Annotated in this window: 16 protein-coding genes; 10 read left to right on the top strand and 6 right to left on the bottom strand. The window is 62.6% G+C overall.

All coding sequences use genetic code 11. The features are described 5' to 3' along the window. Window positions 1-126 precede the first annotated feature (126 nt). From M1E10_RS14465 to M1E10_RS14450, 4 genes are all read left to right on the top strand, one after another. Window positions 127-636, top strand: coding sequence for a DinB family protein (locus M1E10_RS14465; protein WP_499173511.1), 510 nt, complete (start codon window positions 127-129; stop codon window positions 634-636). Window positions 637-706: 70 nt separating this feature from the next. Beyond that, entirely contained in the window at window positions 707-2,590 is a 1,884-nt protein-coding gene (locus M1E10_RS14460) for an ABC-F family ATP-binding cassette domain-containing protein (protein WP_499173510.1), read from the top strand. 56 nt (window positions 2,591-2,646) lie between these two features. After that, the gene (locus tag M1E10_RS14455) at window positions 2,647-2,895 is read left to right on the top strand and encodes a type II toxin-antitoxin system VapB family antitoxin (protein WP_499173509.1); all 249 of its coding nucleotides are present in this window, start codon (window positions 2,647-2,649) and stop codon (window positions 2,893-2,895) included. Next, a complete protein-coding gene (locus M1E10_RS14450; RefSeq protein ID WP_499173508.1) occupies window positions 2,895-3,287 on the top strand; it encodes a type II toxin-antitoxin system VapC family toxin in 393 nt (130 codons plus the stop codon). The genes M1E10_RS14455 and M1E10_RS14450 overlap by 1 nt, the downstream gene beginning before the upstream one ends. A 3-nt stretch (window positions 3,288-3,290) precedes the next feature. Here M1E10_RS14450 and M1E10_RS14445 read toward each other — a convergent pair whose 3' ends face one another. Together M1E10_RS14445 and M1E10_RS14440 are read right to left on the bottom strand one after the other, a co-directional pair. Further along, on the bottom strand, window positions 3,291-3,740 hold the full coding sequence (locus tag M1E10_RS14445) for a DNA polymerase III subunit chi (protein ID WP_499173507.1): 450 nt from the start codon (window positions 3,738-3,740) through the stop codon (window positions 3,291-3,293). A 4-nt stretch (window positions 3,741-3,744) separates the two neighbouring features. Then, on the bottom strand, window positions 3,745-5,235 hold the full coding sequence (locus M1E10_RS14440) for a M17 family metallopeptidase (protein WP_499173506.1): 1,491 nt from the start codon (window positions 5,233-5,235) through the stop codon (window positions 3,745-3,747). A gap of 353 nt (window positions 5,236-5,588) precedes the next feature. Here M1E10_RS14440 and lptF point away from each other — a divergent pair, with 353 nt between their 5' ends. The 6 genes from lptF to rsmA all read left to right on the top strand — a co-directional run bounded on the left by lptF (window position 5,589) and on the right by rsmA (window position 13,098). Continuing rightward, on the top strand, window positions 5,589-6,758 hold the full coding sequence (gene lptF / locus M1E10_RS14435) for an LptF/LptG permease family protein (RefSeq protein ID WP_499173505.1): 1,170 nt from the start codon (window positions 5,589-5,591) through the stop codon (window positions 6,756-6,758). After that, window positions 6,755-7,843, top strand: coding sequence for an LptF/LptG permease family protein (gene lptG, locus M1E10_RS14430; RefSeq protein WP_499173504.1), 1,089 nt, complete (start codon window positions 6,755-6,757; stop codon window positions 7,841-7,843). Before lptF ends, lptG begins: the two co-directional genes overlap by 4 nt. After that, entirely contained in the window at window positions 7,843-10,176 is a 2,334-nt protein-coding gene (locus M1E10_RS14425) for an LPS-assembly protein LptD (protein ID WP_499173503.1), read from the top strand. The genes lptG and M1E10_RS14425 overlap by 1 nt, the downstream gene beginning before the upstream one ends. A gap of 154 nt (window positions 10,177-10,330) precedes the next feature. Further along, window positions 10,331-11,233: a SurA N-terminal domain-containing protein gene (locus M1E10_RS14420; protein ID WP_499177186.1), complete on the top strand. Its 903-nt coding sequence runs from the start codon at window positions 10,331-10,333 to the stop codon at window positions 11,231-11,233. A gap of 15 nt (window positions 11,234-11,248) precedes the next feature. After that, on the top strand, window positions 11,249-12,271 hold the full coding sequence (gene pdxA, locus M1E10_RS14415) for a 4-hydroxythreonine-4-phosphate dehydrogenase PdxA (protein ID WP_499173502.1): 1,023 nt from the start codon (window positions 11,249-11,251) through the stop codon (window positions 12,269-12,271). Continuing rightward, window positions 12,271-13,098: a ribosomal RNA small subunit methyltransferase A gene (rsmA, locus tag M1E10_RS14410; RefSeq protein WP_499173501.1), complete on the top strand. Its 828-nt coding sequence runs from the start codon at window positions 12,271-12,273 to the stop codon at window positions 13,096-13,098. The genes pdxA and rsmA overlap by 1 nt, the downstream gene beginning before the upstream one ends. Window positions 13,099-13,143: 45 nt before the next feature. On the opposite strand, the gene gmk is transcribed toward rsmA, so the two are convergent. From gmk to fabF, 4 genes are all read right to left on the bottom strand, one after another. Beyond that, entirely contained in the window at window positions 13,144-13,806 is a 663-nt protein-coding gene (gmk, locus tag M1E10_RS14405) for a guanylate kinase (RefSeq protein ID WP_499173500.1), read from the bottom strand. Window positions 13,807-13,809: 3 nt separating this feature from the next. Next, the gene (locus M1E10_RS14400; protein WP_499173499.1) at window positions 13,810-14,688 is read right to left on the bottom strand and encodes a YicC family protein; all 879 of its coding nucleotides are present in this window, start codon (window positions 14,686-14,688) and stop codon (window positions 13,810-13,812) included. Window positions 14,689-14,718: 30 nt separating this feature from the next. Further along, window positions 14,719-15,885 (bottom strand): endolytic transglycosylase MltG, encoded by a 1,167-nt coding sequence (gene mltG / locus M1E10_RS14395; protein WP_499177185.1) that lies wholly within the window; start codon window positions 15,883-15,885, stop codon window positions 14,719-14,721. Between the two features lie 140 nt (window positions 15,886-16,025). After that, window positions 16,026-17,288, bottom strand: coding sequence for a beta-ketoacyl-ACP synthase II (fabF, locus tag M1E10_RS14390; RefSeq protein WP_499173498.1), 1,263 nt, complete (start codon window positions 17,286-17,288; stop codon window positions 16,026-16,028). Window positions 17,289-17,292: the final 4 nt, after the last annotated feature.

The following is a 17,292-nucleotide window of genomic DNA, read 5'->3' as shown; positions in this document are numbered from 1 at the left end:
AGCTTGTTGATCCGCCATTGTGGCGGGCTAAACGTGCAAAATCCAATCAGCAAATTTCATGGATCGCATCACACCCAAGCGAAGTCTTGGCAGCTAAGATCGACCATGCCAACAGGAGATTCGCCGATGCGCCGCCATTTCCAGATGTTTGCCGACTACAACCGCTGGGCCAACATAATCGTCTACGATGCCTGCGCCGAACTGAGCGACGCGGAATACCGCGCGGACCAGGGCGCCTTCTTCGGCTCGGCGCACCGGACGCTGAACCACCTGTTGTGTGCGGACCGGATCTGGCTGAAACGGGTGACCGGCAGCGGCGAGGCGCCGACGGCGCTGGACACGGTGCTGTTCGATGACTTCGAAGCGCTGCGGGCGGCGCGGGTAACGGAAGACCAGCGGCTGATCGATTTCGTGGAAACCCTCGATGACGAGCGGATCGCCGGCAGTTTCACCTATACGCCGATCACCATCCCGGAACCGATCACCCAGCCGCTCGGCCCGGTTCTGACGCATGTCTTCAACCATCAGACCCATCACCGCGGTCAGGTCCACATGATCCTGACGTCGCTCGGCAGGCCATCCCTGTCGCTCGATTTCATCTATTACCTGCGCGGTGAGGGCAAAAGGTGGCTGTAGGGAGCATCCACCTTTCCGATTGCCGACGGGCGTCTTGCCTTCACTGGCAAGTTCGGCCACAACCCCGGCCATGATAACCATTACCGATCTTTCCGCGCGTATCGCCGGCCGCCTTCTTCTCGACCACGCCAGTGTCAGCCTGCCCACCGGCATCAAGGCTGGGCTTGTGGGCCGCAATGGTGCGGGCAAATCGACGCTGTTTCGCGTCATCACCGGGGACCTGTCTTCCGAAAGCGGATCGGTGACGCTGCCGAAGGCTGCCCGCATCGGCCAAGTTGCGCAGGAAGCGCCGGGCACCGAAGATCCGCTGATCGACATCGTGCTGGCCGCCGACAAGGAACGCACCGCGCTGATGGCGGAGGCGGAGACGGCCACAGATCCGAACCGGATTGCCGACATCCAGATGCGGCTTGTCGATATCGACGCGCATTCGGCCGAAGCGCGGGCAGCAAGCATCCTGGCGGGTCTCGGCTTCAACTCCGAGGCGCAGCTTCGCCCGGCATCGGCCTTTTCCGGCGGCTGGCGCATGCGCGTGGCGCTGGCCGCGGTGCTGTTTGCCGAACCCGACCTGCTGCTGCTCGACGAGCCGACCAACTACCTCGATCTGGAAGGCACGCTCTGGCTGGAAGACTACATCCGCCGCTATCCACACACCGTCATCATCATCAGCCATGACCGCGACATGCTGAACAACGCCGTCAACTCGATCGTCCACTTGGACCAGAAGAAGCTGACCTTCTATCGCGGCGGCTACGACCAGTTCGAGCGCCAGAAGGCCGAGAACGACGAACTGCAGATGAAGTCCAAGGCCAAGAGCGACGCGGCGCGCAAGCACCTGCAGACCTTCATCGACCGGTTCAAGGCCAAGGCTTCCAAGGCCAAGCAGGCCCAGAGCCGCGTCAAGGCGCTGGAGCGCATGGGCACGGTGGCTTCCGTCATCGAGGACCACGTCCAGCCGATCACCTTTCCCGAACCGGAGAAGCAGCCCGCCTCGCCGATCATTGCCATCAACGGCGGTGCCGTCGGCTACGAGCCGGGCAAGCCGATCCTGAAGAACCTCAACCTCAGGATCGACAACGACGATCGGATCGCGCTGCTCGGTTCCAACGGCAACGGCAAGTCCACCTTCGCCAAGTTCATCGCCGGCCGACTGCCGCCCGAAAGCGGCGACCTGCGGCTGGCACCCAGCCTGAAGATCGGCTTCTTTGCCCAGCACCAGCTGGACGACCTGGTGCCGGAAGATACGCCGGTCGAGCATGTGCGCCGGCTGATGCCGGGCGTACCGGAAGCCAAGGTCCGCGGTCGCGTCGCGCAGATGGGTCTTGCCACCGAGAAAATGAACACCGCCGCCAAGGATCTCTCCGGCGGCGAAAAGGCTCGTCTGCTGATGGGGCTTTCGGCCTTCCACGCCCCGAACCTCCTGATCCTCGACGAGCCGACGAACCATCTCGACATCGACAGCCGCCGCGCGCTGATCGAGGCGCTCAACGACTACAACGGCGCCGTGATCCTGATCAGCCACGACCGGCACCTGATCGAGGCGACCGTCGACCGGCTCTGGCTCGTCAACAACGGAACGGTGGAAACCTTCGAGGGCGACCTTGAGGAATACCGCAGCCTGATTGTCAGTTCCGGTAAAAAAAAAGAAGAAAAGCCCCAGCTGAGTGACGATGCGGCCTCCAAGGCCGAGCAGCGAAAGGCGAGCGCGGACCGGCGCGCATCGCTGGCGCCGCTGCGCAAAAAGATCAACGAAATCGAGTCCGTAACCGCAAAGCTTGAGAAGCTGATTCAATCGCTTGATGCAGAACTTGCGGACCCTGTGCTCTACGAGAAAGAGCCCGCCAAGGCCGCCGACAAGGTCAAGCAGCGCGGCGAGGCCGCCGCCAAGCTTGCCGCCGCCGAGGAGCAGTGGCTGGCGCTGTCGGCCGAGTATGAAGAGGCGATGGAGGGGTAAGCTTGTTGAAGTCGTGAATATACACTATCTTCCTTCGTATATTCACGAGGTGCGAGATGCCGCTCTACGTCCGCGACGAACGTGTGAACCAGCTGGCCGAGCAGGCTCAGAAGATCCTCAACGCGCCGACCAAGACCGACGCCATCCGGCAGGCGCTGGAGCGGGTGGTGGGTGATAGCGAACCCGCGAAGCCACTGCTTGCCGAGCGGTTGAAAGCAATCCGCGACCGATATCAGGCACTGGGTTCGCCGAGCCCGGACTTCGACGAGAAGCAATTTCTCGATGAGATGTGGGGAAATGACTGATGTTCCTCGATACCTCGGCGATCGTGGAATATTTCATCACTGGGCCGGAGTTCGAACGGATCGCCGCCGCACTTTCCAGCTCTAAAACCCGATTCTGCCTGTTGCCGAGCGTGGTATTCGAAGCTGCGACTGTTCTTGCCAGCAAACGCGAGATTCAAATCGCGGAATCCACCAGGCTTCTCGATGAATTTCTTCGCGAACTGGATGCCGAAGTCTTACCAGCCACCTGGGAGACAGCAATCGGTGCTCTCGACGCCTTCGCCCGCTACGGCAAGGGGCGACATCCGGCAAAGCTCAACTTCGGCGACTGCTTCAGCTATGCCGGCGCCAAAGCGGCCGGCGTGCCGCTGCTCTATGTCGGCAACGATTTCGCGCAGACGGACCTGGCCTGACGTTCAGGCCTTCTTCACCCAGCGTCCTTCCGACGACTGCTGCCAGTAGGTGAGCGCGTGCCCTTGGCCCTTCAGCCTCTTCCACTGGGCCCGGGCATTGTCGAGCTGGATGGCGTCATGGCCGTCGAACATGAAGACGACGCGCTCGTAGGGGTTGAGCGGCGGCGGTTCGGCACCATCGACGAGGAAGCGGACGGTGGCCTGGTTGGCGTTCTCCGGCGTCGCGGTGATCAGCACCGGCTGCAGCGGTGCATGCTCCGTTCCGTCGGTGCCGTGCGGCAGGAAACTGTCCTCGCGGTAGGTCCAGAGGTGAGCGTCGAGACTGTCGCGACGCCCCTCCTCGCGCGTCTGCACCACCACCCGCCAGCCGCGTTCGACGCTCTTCTCGAGGAGCGCCGGCAGCGCCTCCTCGAGCTTCGATTCCGTCAGGTGGTAGAACAGGACTTCGGTCATCGGCTCATGCTTCGTAGTGATCGCGCACGAGCCTGTCGAGCAGGCGCACGCCGTAGCCGGAGGCCCAGGACTGGCTGATCTCCGTCGACGGCGAGTTCATCGCGGTGCCGGCGACGTCGAGGTGGGCCCAGGGGGTTTCGCCGACGAAGCGCTTCAGGAACTGCGCCGCCGTGATGGCGCCGGCATGCCGCCCGCCGGTGTTCTTCATGTCGGCAAACTTGGAATCGATCATCTTGTCGTATTCCTTGGCGAGCGGCAGGCGCCAGAGCTTTTCGCCGGTTGCCTTGCCCGCGGCCGAAAGCCGGCCCGCAAGTTCGTCGTCGTTGCAGAAGAGGCCGGCGTGCTGGTTGCCGAGCGCCACGAGGACGGCGCCGGTGAGCGTCGCGAGATTGATCATGAAGCGTGGCTTGAAGCGGTCGTTGCAGTACCAGAGCGCATCGCAGAGCACCAAGCGGCCTTCCGCGTCGGTGTTGATGATCTCGATCGTCTGGCCCGACATCGAGGTGACGATGTCGCCGGGACGCTGGGCATTGCCGTCCGGCATATTTTCGACCAGCCCGATGATGCCGATGACATTGACCTCGGCCTTGCGGCCGGCCAGCACATGCATCAGTCCGGTGACGGCGGCAGCGCCGCCCATGTCGCCCTTCATGTCCTCCATGCCGCCACCGGGCTTCAGCGAAATACCGCCCGAATCGAAGACGACACCCTTGCCGACAAAGGCGATCGGCGTGTCTCCGGGTTTGCCGCCCTTCCACTGCATCACGGCAAGCCGCGGCGGACGTGCGGAACCCTGGGCGACCCCCAGTAGAGCACCCATCTTCAGCTCCTGCATGGCGTGTTCGTCGAGGATCTCCACCTCGACGCCGAGTGCTTCCAGCGCCTTTGCCTTGTCGGCGAATTCAACCGGGCCCAGCACGTTCGGCGGCAGGTTGACGAGATCGCGGGCGAGCAGGACACCGCCGGCCACGGCGTTCGTCTCGTCGAGCAAGGCCTCGGCCTGCGCATGGTCGCGCGTCACGATCGTGACGGAAACCTTCTTCGGCGGCTTCTCGTCTTCGTCCTTCTTCTTCGTCTTGTAGCTATCGAAGGTATAGCCGCGCAGCATCATGCCGAGTGCAAAATCGGCGGCCTTCGCAGCGGAAACCTCGACGCCGGGTGCATCGAGGAAGACCACCACATCGGTTGCGGACTTGAAGGCGGCCGCAGCCGCACCGCCGGCCCGCATCCAGTCGTAGTCGGACAGCTCGTCCGGCTTGCCAAGGCCGAGCACCAGCAGCCGATCCGCCTTGGAACCCTGCGGCGCGATCACCTCCAGCGTGCCCATCGACTTCGCCTTGAACCTGGCAATGCCGGCGGCGCGGGCGCAAATGCCCTGCGGGTCAGCGTCCTGGCTGCCGGCCGGCCTGGTTTCACCGGCGACCTGCAGCATCACGGCCAGGCTTCCGTCGAGCGGCGCAGACGCTGCAAAATGAATTTCATAGTTCGATGACATCATCACTCCAGGGCTTTCATGGGTTGGCTGCGATCATCCCCGTTTCGCCCGCCAAGGCAACTGAAATGGGTCAGCAGCGACGATTGATCCACCACCGGACGCCATCACCGTCCGCAATTTCAGTGGGATTAACGATTACCGGTGACGCCCCTTGCCGCAGCATTCCCCGGCCAGGGCGGCTCCGGCGCGCCTTCTGGAGGTCACCGGGATTTTCGAAATGACACAGTCCGTGAAAAAATCACATTCACCAGCGACATTGTGCGCTAGAAGCTGTCGCCAAGGCAAAGGCCTTCGCTTAGATACGCTGGCCCCTCGTTGACACGAGGGGATCTGACTCGCTGCACCGGAACCTGATGAAGCTCCTCGAAATCTACATATTGCGCAGGATCCTGCAGATGTTCCTGGTGACGCTCCTACCGGTGCTCACCATCATCTGGACTATCCAGGTGCTCGGGCGCATCAACCTCGTCACGGATACGGGCCAGTCGATGAGTTCGTTCGTCACGCTGGCGACCTTCATCCTGCCGACAATCATTCCCGTCGTCCTGCCCTTCGCCCTGGCGATCGGCATTACCCAGACGCTGACGGCGATGAACAACGACTCCGAGCTTCCTGTCATCGATGCGGCGGGAGCGTCCCGAAGCATCATCTATCGCCCGGTCCTGCTCCTTGCGGCCTTCCTCAGCATCTTCTCGTTCGTCGTCGCAAATTACGTCGAGCCGCCGGCGCGCATTGCGGCGCGGCAGATGGTGGCGGCGGCCTATGCGGATCTCCTGTCCTCGGTCATCGAAGAAAAGACTTTCCGGAGCATCGAGGACGGGCTCTACGTGCAGATCTCCGAGCGGCATTCCGGACGGGTGCTGACGGGACTGTTCGTCGTCGACTACCGGGACCCGAACTTCGATCTCATCTACTATGCGAAACAGGGATCGATTGACGAAGGCGGCACGTCGTTGACGATGCAGGACGGGGAAGTCCACCGCAAGACGCCGGACGGGCGCATCTCGATCATCAAATTCGCCTCCTACGCGTTCGACCTGTCGGCCATGACCGCATCCGAGGGACCGTCGCTGGGCGCCACCGACCGGAGCCTTGCCTTCCTTCTCAATCCGGATCCCGCCGATCCGCATGTGCAGGGTTCGCCGGGGAGCTATCGTTCGGAACTTCACGGGCGCCTGACGGAATGGCTGTTTCCGCTGATGTTCGCCTTTATCTCGTTGGTGGTGGCGGGCGATTCGCGATCCCATCGTCAAACTCGCCTGCATCCGATGGTGACCGCGCTGATCCTTGCGTTCGGGCTGCGCTGGCTCGGCTTCACGCTGAAGAATGTCGTGAAGCAGGATGAGGCCTACATCCTGCTCATGTACCTGCTGCCGGTCGCAACCATTGCGGGATGCAGCTATCTGCTCGCGACGCACAAGACGATCCGCATGCCGATCGTCGTATCCAATCTGCTCGGTCAGATGCTGCGGAGGATCCGGCGCCGAACGCAAGATCAACCCTCGGTCGGAGGTGGCGCATGATCTTCTCGACGCTCGGGCGCTATTTCTTCCGCCGCTATGTTGTCACTGCGATCTGGTTCTTCCTCGGCGTGTGTGCGATCATCTTCCTCGCCGACTTCAGCGAAACCAGCCGCCGCATGGCCAGTCTGGACGGTTATTCGGTGGGTAGCGCGCTGGTGTTCACGGCGATGCGGACGCCTTTCATCTTCCAGCAGACGATCCCGACACTGTCGCTTTTCATCGGCATGACGACGCTGATCGCCCTCAATCGCCGCTACGAACTGGTCGTGACGCGCGCGGCCGGCATGTCGGTCTGGCAATTCATCACGCCGTTCACCACGGGGGCGCTGCTGATTGGCCTGTTCGGCATTCTGGTGGTCAATCCACTGGCCGCCTGGGGACAGCGCGAATCGCTGTCGCTGGAGGCGGACTGGCGCCAATCGAGCGAAACCTCGGCGCAATCGAACTTCCTTCCCTGGATACGCCAGACGTCCGACGGGCAGGACACGATCATCGGCGCCAAGAGCTACCAGGCCGAAGGCACCCAACTGGTTGACGTCGTCGTCTTCCACTTCGACAACAACGGGAACGTCGTCCTGCGACAGGATGCATCCACTGCAAAGTTGGAAGATGGTTACTGGCTTCTTACCAACGTTCTGGAGAACCGCCCGGGCGAGATACCCGGCCGTGTCGATTCGGCGCGCTTGAGTACCAATTTGAGACAGGAGTTCCTCCAGGAGAGCCTGTCGCAGCCTGAAACCGTAGCGTTTTTCGACCTTTCCCGGAAGATCGAGGTGGGCAAGTCCTTCGGCATCTCCACCAAGGCGCTTGAGACCCAGTTCCACTCTCTGCTTTCCCTGCCACTGCTTCTCGTGGCGATGACGTTGATCGCGGCCACAGTTTCTTTAAAATTCAGTCGGTTCGCGCAATCTCGCTCGGTAATTCTAGGTGGAATCGTTTCCGGCTTCGTGCTTTATGTCGTAACGGTTCTCGTAAGAGCATTCGGGAGCAGCGGTGCCGTGCCGCCCTTTGTGGCGGTGTGGGTGCCGGTGATCGTTGCGACAGCCCTTGGCGCGACGATTCTGCTTCATCAGGAGGATGGCTAGTGGCGGTAAACAACCGCGGAAATATCAGACGGCGCCTTACGGTCCTGCTGGCAAGCGCGGCTGTGTGCGTGAATGGTATGTATGCCGCTCCAGCTCACGCACAGGTATCTTCGTCTCCCTTGACACCGGTCGTGTCTGAGGACGCCAGGATGCTGCTGCGTGCCAATGAACTGGTCTATAATCAGGACGTCCAGCGGGTCACCGCAACCGGCGGCGTGCAGATCTATTACAATCGCTATCGGATGGTCGCCCAGCGCGTCGAGTACGACCAGCAGAGCGGTCGCGTGACGGCTGTTGGCAATATCGAGCTGATCGAGCCGGACGGCAACCGCATCTATGCGGACGAGCTCGACGTTACCGACGACTTCGGCCAGGGCTTCCTGAACTCCCTGCGCGTCGAGACGACGGACAATACACGCCTTGCCGCCGAAAGCGCCGAGCGCCTTCCCGGCGACCTGATGGTTCTGCACAACGGCGTCTATACCGCCTGCCTTCCCTGCGCCGAGAAGCCCGGCCGCGCCCCGCTCTGGCAGGTCAAGGCCCAGCGCGTGATCCAGAACGGCAAGGCCCAGACGATTCGCCTCGAGAACGCCCGGTTCGAACTGTTCGGCATGCCGATCGGCTTCCTGCCGTTCCTCGTCGTTCCGGACCAGACAGTCGAGCGCAAATCCGGCTTCCTGTTCCCGACCATGAGCCTGGACGACAACCTCGGCTTCGGCCTCACGGTGCCCTACTACCACGTGTTTTCGCCGCACATGGATGCGACGCTGAGCCCGACCTACTACACGGGCCAGGGGCTGCTGCTGCAGGGCGAAGTTCGCAACCGGTTCGAGACGGGCCAGCATACCTTCCGCTTCGCCGGCATCGACCAGCGGAACCCGGATTCGTTCACCGCCGGCACCAGCGATGCCAATGCAGACACGCGCCTGATGGCTGCGTCCGAAGCCCGCTTCGAAATCAATCCCCGCTGGACCTTCGGCTGGGACGTGATGATCCAGAGCGACAACAATTTCTCAAAGACCTATTCGCTCGACAGCGTCAGCGACGACGTCTTCCGAAACGAAGTGTACCTCACCGGTCTTGGCGAGCGGAACCACTTCGACATGCGCTCCTTCTACTTCGACATCCAGGATACCGCCGACGAAAAGACCCTGGAGCGGCGCCAGGCGATCGTCTATCCGTCGCTGGACTACCGCTACATCGCACCCGAGCCCGTCGCCGGCGGAGAGCTTTCGATCACCAGCAACCTGACGAATCTTTCGCGCCGGGAAGAAGACTTCACCCTTGAGGGCAACAGCGACAGGTACCATGGCCTCGACGGCAGCTACAGCCGCTTCACCACCGAGGCGGAGTGGAAGCGGACGTTCACCACCTCCAACGGCCTTTTGCTGACGCCTTTGCTGGCGGCCCGGGGGGATGCGCTGCGCCACAACTTCGATACGCCGTCTTTCACGTCAAACGGCACCAACTACAGCTACACCGGCCTCGAAGACTCCGGCGGCTATGGTCGCTACATGCTTACGGCGGGCCTGGAGGCACGCTATCCCTTCCTGCTGTCCACCGAGACCAGCAGCCACATCATCGAGCCGATCGCCCAGTTGTACGTCCGCCCCGACGAACAGATGGCCGGCGGCCTGCCGAACGAAGACGCGCAGAGCTTCGTGTTCGACGCGACGACCCTGTTCGACCGCGACAAATTCTCAGGCTTCGATCGGATCGAGGGCGGCACACGTGCCAATCTCGGCCTGCGCTACACGGGCTCTTTCGACAATGGCGTCGGATTGCGCGCCGTCTTCGGCCAGAGCTACCAACTCGCCGGCCAGAATTCCTTCGCGACCGACGATCTCGTCAACGCCGGGGCGAATTCAGGTCTGGAATCGGATGTCTCCGACTACGTTGGTATGGCCGGTATCGACCTGCCCCAGGGGTTCTACGTCAGCGCCGGCGCCCGCTTCGATGAGAAGACCTTCGAGGTTCAGCGCACAGATGCGGAGTTCGGCTACACCACGGCCCGCGTCAGCGGCTCGCTCGTCTACACGCAGATCGAGGCACAGCCGGAATATGGTTCGAGCAGTGATACCGACCTGGTGCAGTCCTCAACCAGCGTTCGGCTGAACGAAAACTGGTCCGTCAGCGGCTCGGCGATCTGGGACCTGAACGATCGGGGCGTGATCCGCCGCGGCGTCGGACTGACCTACGCCGATGAATGCACGATCTTCACGCTGTCCTATACCGACGAACCGGCCAACGCGACGAACGCCAACGACTGGAGCATTGGCGCCAGGGTCACATTCCGCACACTGGGCGACATCAATGTCGGATCGGCCCTTTGATTGGCCGTCCGGTCATTCTTTTGCCGCACGAGTTGTGCAACCGATCGCGCTTGTTTTAGATAAGGGAGACCGGTTTTCCGCAAAAATGCGGCGACCGGGGAGAAGGACGAGTATCATGGCGGCAATGACAGCGACACGGACGGTTCTCGTGGCCATGGCGGCGCTTGCCGCTTCGGTGGTGATCGAACCATCGTTCAGCCAGGCACAGGCCGCCAGCGAAATTGTTGCGGTGGTCAACAAGAACCCGATCACGAGCAGCGATGTCGCGCGCCGCGCCGCTTTCCTGCGGTTGCAGCGTCAGAAGAGCGACACCAAGATAGCCCGCGAACAACTGGTCGAGGAAGCCCTGAAGCGGGAAGAGATTGCCCGCGTCCGGATGTCCGTCAGCACGTCCGACGTCGACCAGGCATTCGAGCGCTTTGCAGCCAGCAACAAGCTCACCCCCCAACAGATGACGACGATCCTGTCGCAGGCGGGTGTCGGGGTGGAGCACTTCAAAGCCTATATTGCCGTTCAGATGAGCTGGCCGCGTCTCGTCAATGCGCGGTTCGGCGGCAACCGGGGCAGGATGTCCTCCGACGAACTCGTGACACGCATGATGGAGAACAAGGAAAAGCCGGTCACGACCGAATATTTCCTGCAGCAAATCATCTTCGTCGTACCGGATTCCAGGCGCAACGCGATCCTGGGCAAGCGCAAGGCGGAAGCGGAAAGCGCACGTTCCAAGTTCCCGGGCTGCGAGCAGTCAAAGCAGTTTGCGGCCACCATGCTCGACGTTTCGGTCCGTGACCTCGGTCGCGTGCTGGCGCCGGAACTGCCCGAAGAGTGGAAGCCGCTGATCGAAAAGACATCCGGCAACACCACCGGCGCATTGGTGACCGCGCGAGGTGTCGAATTCCTGGCCATCTGCAACCAGCGCCAGGTTTCCGACGATTTCGCCGCCGAGGTGGTGTTCCGCGCCGAGGATCTCGGCAAGGAGCAGGCCGGTGAGGGAAATCCCAACGAGAAGAAATATCTCGACGAACTGCGCTCGAAGGCCCAGATCGATTACCGCTGACCCACGAGGAACAGAATGCAGCTTGATCGTCCGCTTGCTCTTACCCAGGGCGATCCCGCCGGCATAGGTCCCGACATAGCACTTGCCGCCTGGCTGAATCGTCAGGCGACCGGCCTGCCCTGCTTCATCTATCTGGGTGATCCAGCCGTGTTGTCCGCACGCGCACGGCTGATCGGACTTGATGTGCCTCTCAGGGAAGTCGAGCCTTCAGCCGCCCTCTCCGTTTTTTCCGATGCGTTGCCCGTCCATCCGATTTCTGCCGGCGCGGAAGTCGCGGCCGGCGAGCCGCATGTCGCGACAGCAAGGGGCACGATCACCGCCATCGAGACGGCCGTGGCGTTGACGTTGGAAGGCCGCACGGCGGCGGTCGTCACCAATCCGATCGCCAAGTCCATTCTCTACGCCGCCGGCTTCGGCTTCCCGGGCCACACGGAGTTCCTGGCTGATCTTTCCACTCGCGCGACCGGCAAGCCGGTGATGCCGGTGATGATGCTGGCGGGCCCCAAGCTGCGCGCCATCCCGGTGACTATCCACATCCCCCTCAAGGACGTCCCGTCGACCCTGACGGAAGACCTCATCATCGAGACCTGCCGTATCGCCCATCACGACCTGAAGAACCGCTTCGGCATCGCGCAGCCGCGGCTTGCCGTTGCCGGTCTCAATCCGCATGCCGGGGAAGACGGCGCGATCGGCAAGGAGGACATGGAGATCATCCATCCGGCCATCGCCAGGATCAGGAGCGAGGGCATCAACGCCTTCGGGCCACTGTCCGCCGACACGATGTTCCATGATGAGGCGCGCGCGCGTTACGACGTCGCCATCTGCATGTATCACGACCAGGCGCTGATCCCGGCCAAGGCGCTGGGCTTCGATACCTCCGTCAACGTCACCCTGGGCCTGCCTTTCATCCGCACCTCTCCCGACCACGGCACGGCCTTCGGCCTCGCCGGTCAGGGCGTGGCGCGCGAGACCAGCCTGGTGGAAGCCCTGAAGCTTGCGGCCGAACTTGCCGGAACGTCGGCGCGGGCCGACGGCTGATGATAGCACTGGACGATCTGCCGCCGCTGCGCGACGTCATCCGGCGCCACGGTCTGGATGCCAAGAAGTCGCTCGGCCAGAATTTTCTCCTCGACCTCAACCTCACGCAGAAGATCGCCCGCAGCGCCGGGCCGCTCGAAGACGCCACCGTCATCGAGGTCGGTCCTGGTCCCGGTGGCCTAACCCGCGCAATCCTATCGCTGGGCGCCAAGAAGCTGATCGCCATCGAGCGGGACAGCCGCTGCCTACCTGCACTGGCCGAGATCGCGGATCACTATCCCGGTCGGCTGGAGGTCATCGAGGGGGATGCGCTGAAGGTGGACTTTGCCGCCCTGGCGCTGGAGGGGCCCGTCAAGATCATTGCAAACCTGCCCTACAACATCGGCACGCAGCTGCTCATCAACTGGCTGCTTCCCGAGCGCTGGCCGCCCTTCTGGAATTCGCTGACGCTGATGTTCCAGAGAGAGGTCGGGCAGCGGATCGTCGCGGACGAAAGCGACGATCACTATGGCCGTCTCGGCGTTCTCGCCGGCTGGCGGACGCGGGCGGACATGATGTTCGACGTGCCGCCACAGGCTTTCACACCGCCGCCGAAGGTGACGTCCACGGTGGTTCACCTGACGCCACGCATGGAGCCTCTGGATTGCGATGTCACGAAGCTCGAAAGCGTAACGCAGGCCGCCTTCGGCCAGCGCCGCAAGATGCTGCGCCAGAGCGTCAAATCGCTGGGCGGAGAAGCTTTGCTCAGCAAGGCAGGGATCGACTCGTCGCGCCGCGCCGAGACGCTTTCCGTCGAGGAATTCGTCCGGCTGGCGAACTGCCTGTAAACTTGTGAGCGAAACGCGCCGGAGCGCCTCTCCCGCTGCCGGCTTCTAAAGGTTCGGCTCTTCCGTCAGGAGTTCCGTGACGAAGTCGAAGAGGCCGTAGCGCCGATCGCGGCGAATGCGTTCGGCCTTCACGATGCAGCTGACATGACCGAAGGCTTCATCCAGGTCGTCATTGACGATGACATAGTCATACTCGCGCCAGTGCTCTATCTCTGCGCGGGAGTTGAGCAACCGGGTGCGGATCACCTCTTCGCTGTCTTCGGCGCGGCGATGAAGGCGCGACTGCAGCTCGGTCATTGACGGCGGCAGCACGAAGATCGACACGACGTCGGCCTTCATCTTCTCCTGCAGCTGCAGCGCGCCCTGCCAGTCGATGTCGAACAGCATGTCGCGGCCTTGCGCCATCGCCTGCTCGACCGGTTCGCGGGGGGTGCCGTAGAAGTTGCCGTGGACTTCGGCCCACTCCAGCAGGTCGCCGCCGTCGCGCATGCGCTCGAACTGCGGAATCGTGATGAAATGGTAGTGCTTGTCGGCGATCTCGCTCGGCCGCTTGGCGCGGGTGGTGACACTGACGGAGATCTCCAGGCTGTGGTCATCCTCCATCAGGTTACGGGCGATGGTGGACTTGCCGGCGCCGGAAGGTGACGAGAGGACGAGCATCAGCCCACGGCGGGCGATCTTGACAGGCGAGGACGCCGCGAGGTTCATGCACTACTCCAGATTCTGGACCTGTTCGCGGAACTGGTCGATAACGACTTTGAGATCAAGGCCTGCGGCGGTGACCGCGGCCGAATTGGACTTGGAACAGATCGTATTCGATTCGCGGTTGAATTCCTGGGCCAGGAAGTCCAGGCGGCGCCCAACAGAACCACCCTTTTCCAGAAGCTCGCTCGCCGCCGCGACATGCGCCCTGAGCCTGTCGATCTCTTCGCGCAGATCGGCCTTCGTTGCAAGCAGTGCCACCTCCGCATGAAGGCGTGCAGGGTCCAGAGCCGAGGCACCCTGCAGCAATGTTGCCACCTGCTGCGAGAGCCTTTCCTCGGGAGATCGGGACGGGTCTTCCTCGACGGCCGCGGCAATCGCTGCGATATGCGCCACCTGCGCCGACAGGATCTGCGCCAACGCATGTCCCTCGGACTGCCGCATCTCTTTCAGTGCCGACAGGGCATCGCTGAGGCAGGCCAGGATGGCGGCGTCGCGGGCAGCGACTTCGCAATCCCCATCCTCGACCTCCCGGATATCCACGATGCCGCGCAGACCGAGCAGTGTGTCCATCCGCAAGGGCGCGGGATCGACCACGTCGCCCAGTTCGGCACGCAGCGCCAGAACGGCGTCCAGCGCGTCACGATTGAGGACGGCTTCCAGCTTCGTTTCGGAGAGCGTCAGTGTCAAATTCGCCTGAAGATTGCCACGCGAGAACTGTTCCGACACCTGCCGACGCACGTCCGTCTCCAGCCGCTCCAAGCCGTTCGGAAGGCGCAGCCTCAGGTCGAGCCCCTTGCCGTTGACGGAGCGCAGTTCCCAGACGATCCGGTAGCGCCCCTCGGCTGCTTCGCTGCGGGCGAAACCGGTCATCGACTGAAGGTTCATGCAATTCTCTCCGCCAACGGTCGACAGGCTTTAGTTCGACGGCCGCTCGGCCTCTGCGCCACCGGGCTGACCGTCGCTCAACTCGGCCTCGGGGCTGCTCGCCCGCTCGGCTTCCAGGCGTCGCCAGCGGCGGACATTGGCATTGTGCTCTTCGAGAGTAGGTGCAAAGGCATGGCCGCCAGTACCGTCGGCCACGAAGTAGAGGTCGTCGGTGCGCAACGGGTTTGCCACGGCCTCCAGTGCCGCACGACCGGGATTGGCGATCGGCGTTGGCGGCAGGCCGTTGATGACATAGGTGTTGTAGGGCGTTTCCTTCTCGATGTCCGACCGGTAGATCGGGCGATCGGCCGGCTTGCCGTCGCCACCGAAGAGACCGTAGATGATGGTCGGATCGGACTGCAGGCGCATGCCCTTCTCGAGGCGGTTCAGAAAGACCGAGGCGACACGGGGGCGCTCTTCCGCCTGACCGGTTTCCTTTTCGACGATCGAGGCCAGCGTGACGAATTCTTCCTTCGTCTCGATCGGCAGATCCGGGTCACGCTGCTCCCAGACCTGATCGATCAGCCGCTGCTGGGCCGTGCGCATCTGCTGGAGGATGTCGGCGCGATCGGCGCCACGCGAGAACCTGTAGGTGTCAGGGCGAAGGCTGCCCTCCGGCGGCACTTCGGCTGGCAGGTCGCCTTCCAGGACAGGATCCTCAGCGAGCCGCAGCATCATCTGGCGCACCGTCAGTCCTTCCGGGAAAACGATCGAGTACAAAATGGACTTGCCGGATTCCAGCAGCTCCATGACGTCCTTCATGGAGGCGCCGGCCGGGATCTGGTACTCGCCGGCCTTCAGGGTGCGGCCATCGCGCAGGTAGGTGGCGCTAACATAGCGGAAGACACGGGCGTCGGAGACGATGCCGCTGCGTTCGAGGTTGTTGGCGATCTCTGCAATTCCATTGCCAGCGCGCACCATGAAATTGGCATCGGCTTCCAGAGGACCATCCTTCTGGAAGGTCGAGATCATGTAGTAGAAGCCGGCGACGGCGACGACACTGACGACAACGACCATCGTCATCACGAAATTCAGGAAGATCACCAGCTGACTACGGGCATTGCGCGACCGCCTCGGCGGTTCCGGCACGCGCTCCGGCCTCAGCGCCTCGTTGGGCGACTTCGGGATAATCGGGCCGTTGCCATGGCTTGGCGGCATATCGCCCGTATGGTTGCTGTTATTCACTGCGCCCCCCTGGAATGCACGGTCGATGGTTCGCTGTTTGACCAAGCAATGCGGCAAAAACAGGTTCAAAATGAAGAGCCGCCGGTTTGCAACGGCTCCCCGGGTGCTAGAAATCAGGCCTCATAACGGCGTAGAACCAACGACGCGTTGGTGCCGCCAAAACCGAAGGAATTGGAGAGTGCCACATTGATCTCGCGCGAGCGAGCCTTGTGCGGCACGAGATCGATGGCGGTCTCCACGTCGGGGTTGTCCAGATTGAGCGTCGGCGGTGCGATGTTGTCGCGGATCGCCAATGTCGCAAAAATCGCCTCGACTGCACCGGCGGCACCAAGCAGATGGCCTATGGCCGATTTGGTCGAGGACATGGAGATCTTCGAGGCGGCATTTCCGACCAGCCGCTCCACGGCACCCAGCTCGATCGTGTCGGCCATCGTGGAGGTGCCATGGGCGTTGATGTAGTCGAGATCGGCGGCAGAGAGACCGGCTCGCTTGAGCGCCATGGTCATGCACCGGAAGGCGCCGTCGCCATCCTCGGAAGGCGCCGTGATATGAAAGGCGTCGCCGGACAAACCATAACCGACCACTTCGGCATAGATCTTGGCACCGCGTGCCTTGGCGTGCTCGAGTTCCTCGAGGACCACGATGCCGGCGCCCTCGCCCATGACGAATCCGTCGCGGTCACGGTCATAGGGACGGGAGGCCTTCTGCGGATCGTCGTTGTGCTGGGTGGAGAGTGCGCGGCAGGCGGCAAAGCCGGCAAGGGCAATGCGCGAGATGGGGGATTCCGCACCGCCGGCGACCATGACGTCGGCATCGCCAAGCCCAATCAGGCGCGACGCGTCGCCGATCGCATGCGCGCCGGTGGAACAGGCCGTGACGACGGAATGATTGGGGCCGCGCAGCTTGTGGCGGATCGACACATGACCGGAGATCAGGTTGATGAGGCGGCCGGGGATAAAGAAGGGGGAGATCCGACGCGGACCCTTTTCCTTGAGCGTATAGCCCGCCTCGACAATGCCTTCCAGGCCGCCTATGCCGGAGCCGATCAGAACGCCGGTGGCGATCTGGTCCTCGTCCGTCTGCGGATGCCAGCCGGCATCGTTGAGCGCCATTTCGGCAGCAGCCATGCCGTAGACGATGAAGGGATCAACCTTGCGCTGCTCCTTCGGCTCCATCCAATCATCAGCGTTGAATGTGCCGTCCGAGCCGTCGCCAAAGGGAATTCGGCAGGCGATCTGCGCCGGGAGGTCATCGACCTCGAACTCCGTGACTTTCCGTGCCCCGTTATGCCCTGCAAGCAGCCGTTGCCAAGTTACCTCGGTTCCGCATCCGAGAGGAGATACCATGCCGGTACCGGTGATAACGACACGTCTCATCGCC

This window comes from Rhizobium sp. PK7-22 (assembly GCF_056530405.1).
This window is presented reverse-complemented; position numbering and strand designations above follow the sequence as displayed.

Excerpts from the sequence above, each read along its gene's own strand:
- M1E10_RS14400 (WP_499173499.1), bottom strand. The coding sequence starts at position 14,688 with ATGAACCTTCAGTCGATGACCGGTTTCGCCCGCAGCGAAGCAGCCGAG.
- M1E10_RS14450 (WP_499173508.1), top strand. The coding sequence starts at position 2,895 with ATGTTCCTCGATACCTCGGCGATCGTGGAATATTTCATCACTGGGCCG.
- fabF (WP_499173498.1), bottom strand. The coding sequence starts at position 17,288 with ATGAGACGTGTCGTTATCACCGGTACCGGCATGGTATCTCCTCTCGGA.
- M1E10_RS14420 (WP_499177186.1), top strand. The coding sequence starts at position 10,331 with ATGGCGGCGCTTGCCGCTTCGGTGGTGATCGAACCATCGTTCAGCCAG.
- lptF (WP_499173505.1), top strand. The coding sequence starts at position 5,589 with ATGAAGCTCCTCGAAATCTACATATTGCGCAGGATCCTGCAGATGTTC.
- M1E10_RS14460 (WP_499173510.1), top strand. The coding sequence starts at position 707 with ATGATAACCATTACCGATCTTTCCGCGCGTATCGCCGGCCGCCTTCTT.
- M1E10_RS14465 (WP_499173511.1), top strand. The coding sequence starts at position 127 with ATGCGCCGCCATTTCCAGATGTTTGCCGACTACAACCGCTGGGCCAAC.
- pdxA (WP_499173502.1), top strand. The coding sequence starts at position 11,249 with ATGCAGCTTGATCGTCCGCTTGCTCTTACCCAGGGCGATCCCGCCGGC.
- M1E10_RS14445 (WP_499173507.1), bottom strand. The coding sequence starts at position 3,740 with ATGACCGAAGTCCTGTTCTACCACCTGACGGAATCGAAGCTCGAGGAG.
- rsmA (WP_499173501.1), top strand. The coding sequence starts at position 12,271 with ATGATAGCACTGGACGATCTGCCGCCGCTGCGCGACGTCATCCGGCGC.
- M1E10_RS14455 (WP_499173509.1), top strand. The coding sequence starts at position 2,647 with ATGCCGCTCTACGTCCGCGACGAACGTGTGAACCAGCTGGCCGAGCAG.
- mltG (WP_499177185.1), bottom strand. The coding sequence starts at position 15,885 with ATGCCGCCAAGCCATGGCAACGGCCCGATTATCCCGAAGTCGCCCAAC.
- lptG (WP_499173504.1), top strand. The coding sequence starts at position 6,755 with ATGATCTTCTCGACGCTCGGGCGCTATTTCTTCCGCCGCTATGTTGTC.
- M1E10_RS14440 (WP_499173506.1), bottom strand. The coding sequence starts at position 5,235 with ATGTCATCGAACTATGAAATTCATTTTGCAGCGTCTGCGCCGCTCGAC.
- gmk (WP_499173500.1), bottom strand. The coding sequence starts at position 13,806 with ATGAACCTCGCGGCGTCCTCGCCTGTCAAGATCGCCCGCCGTGGGCTG.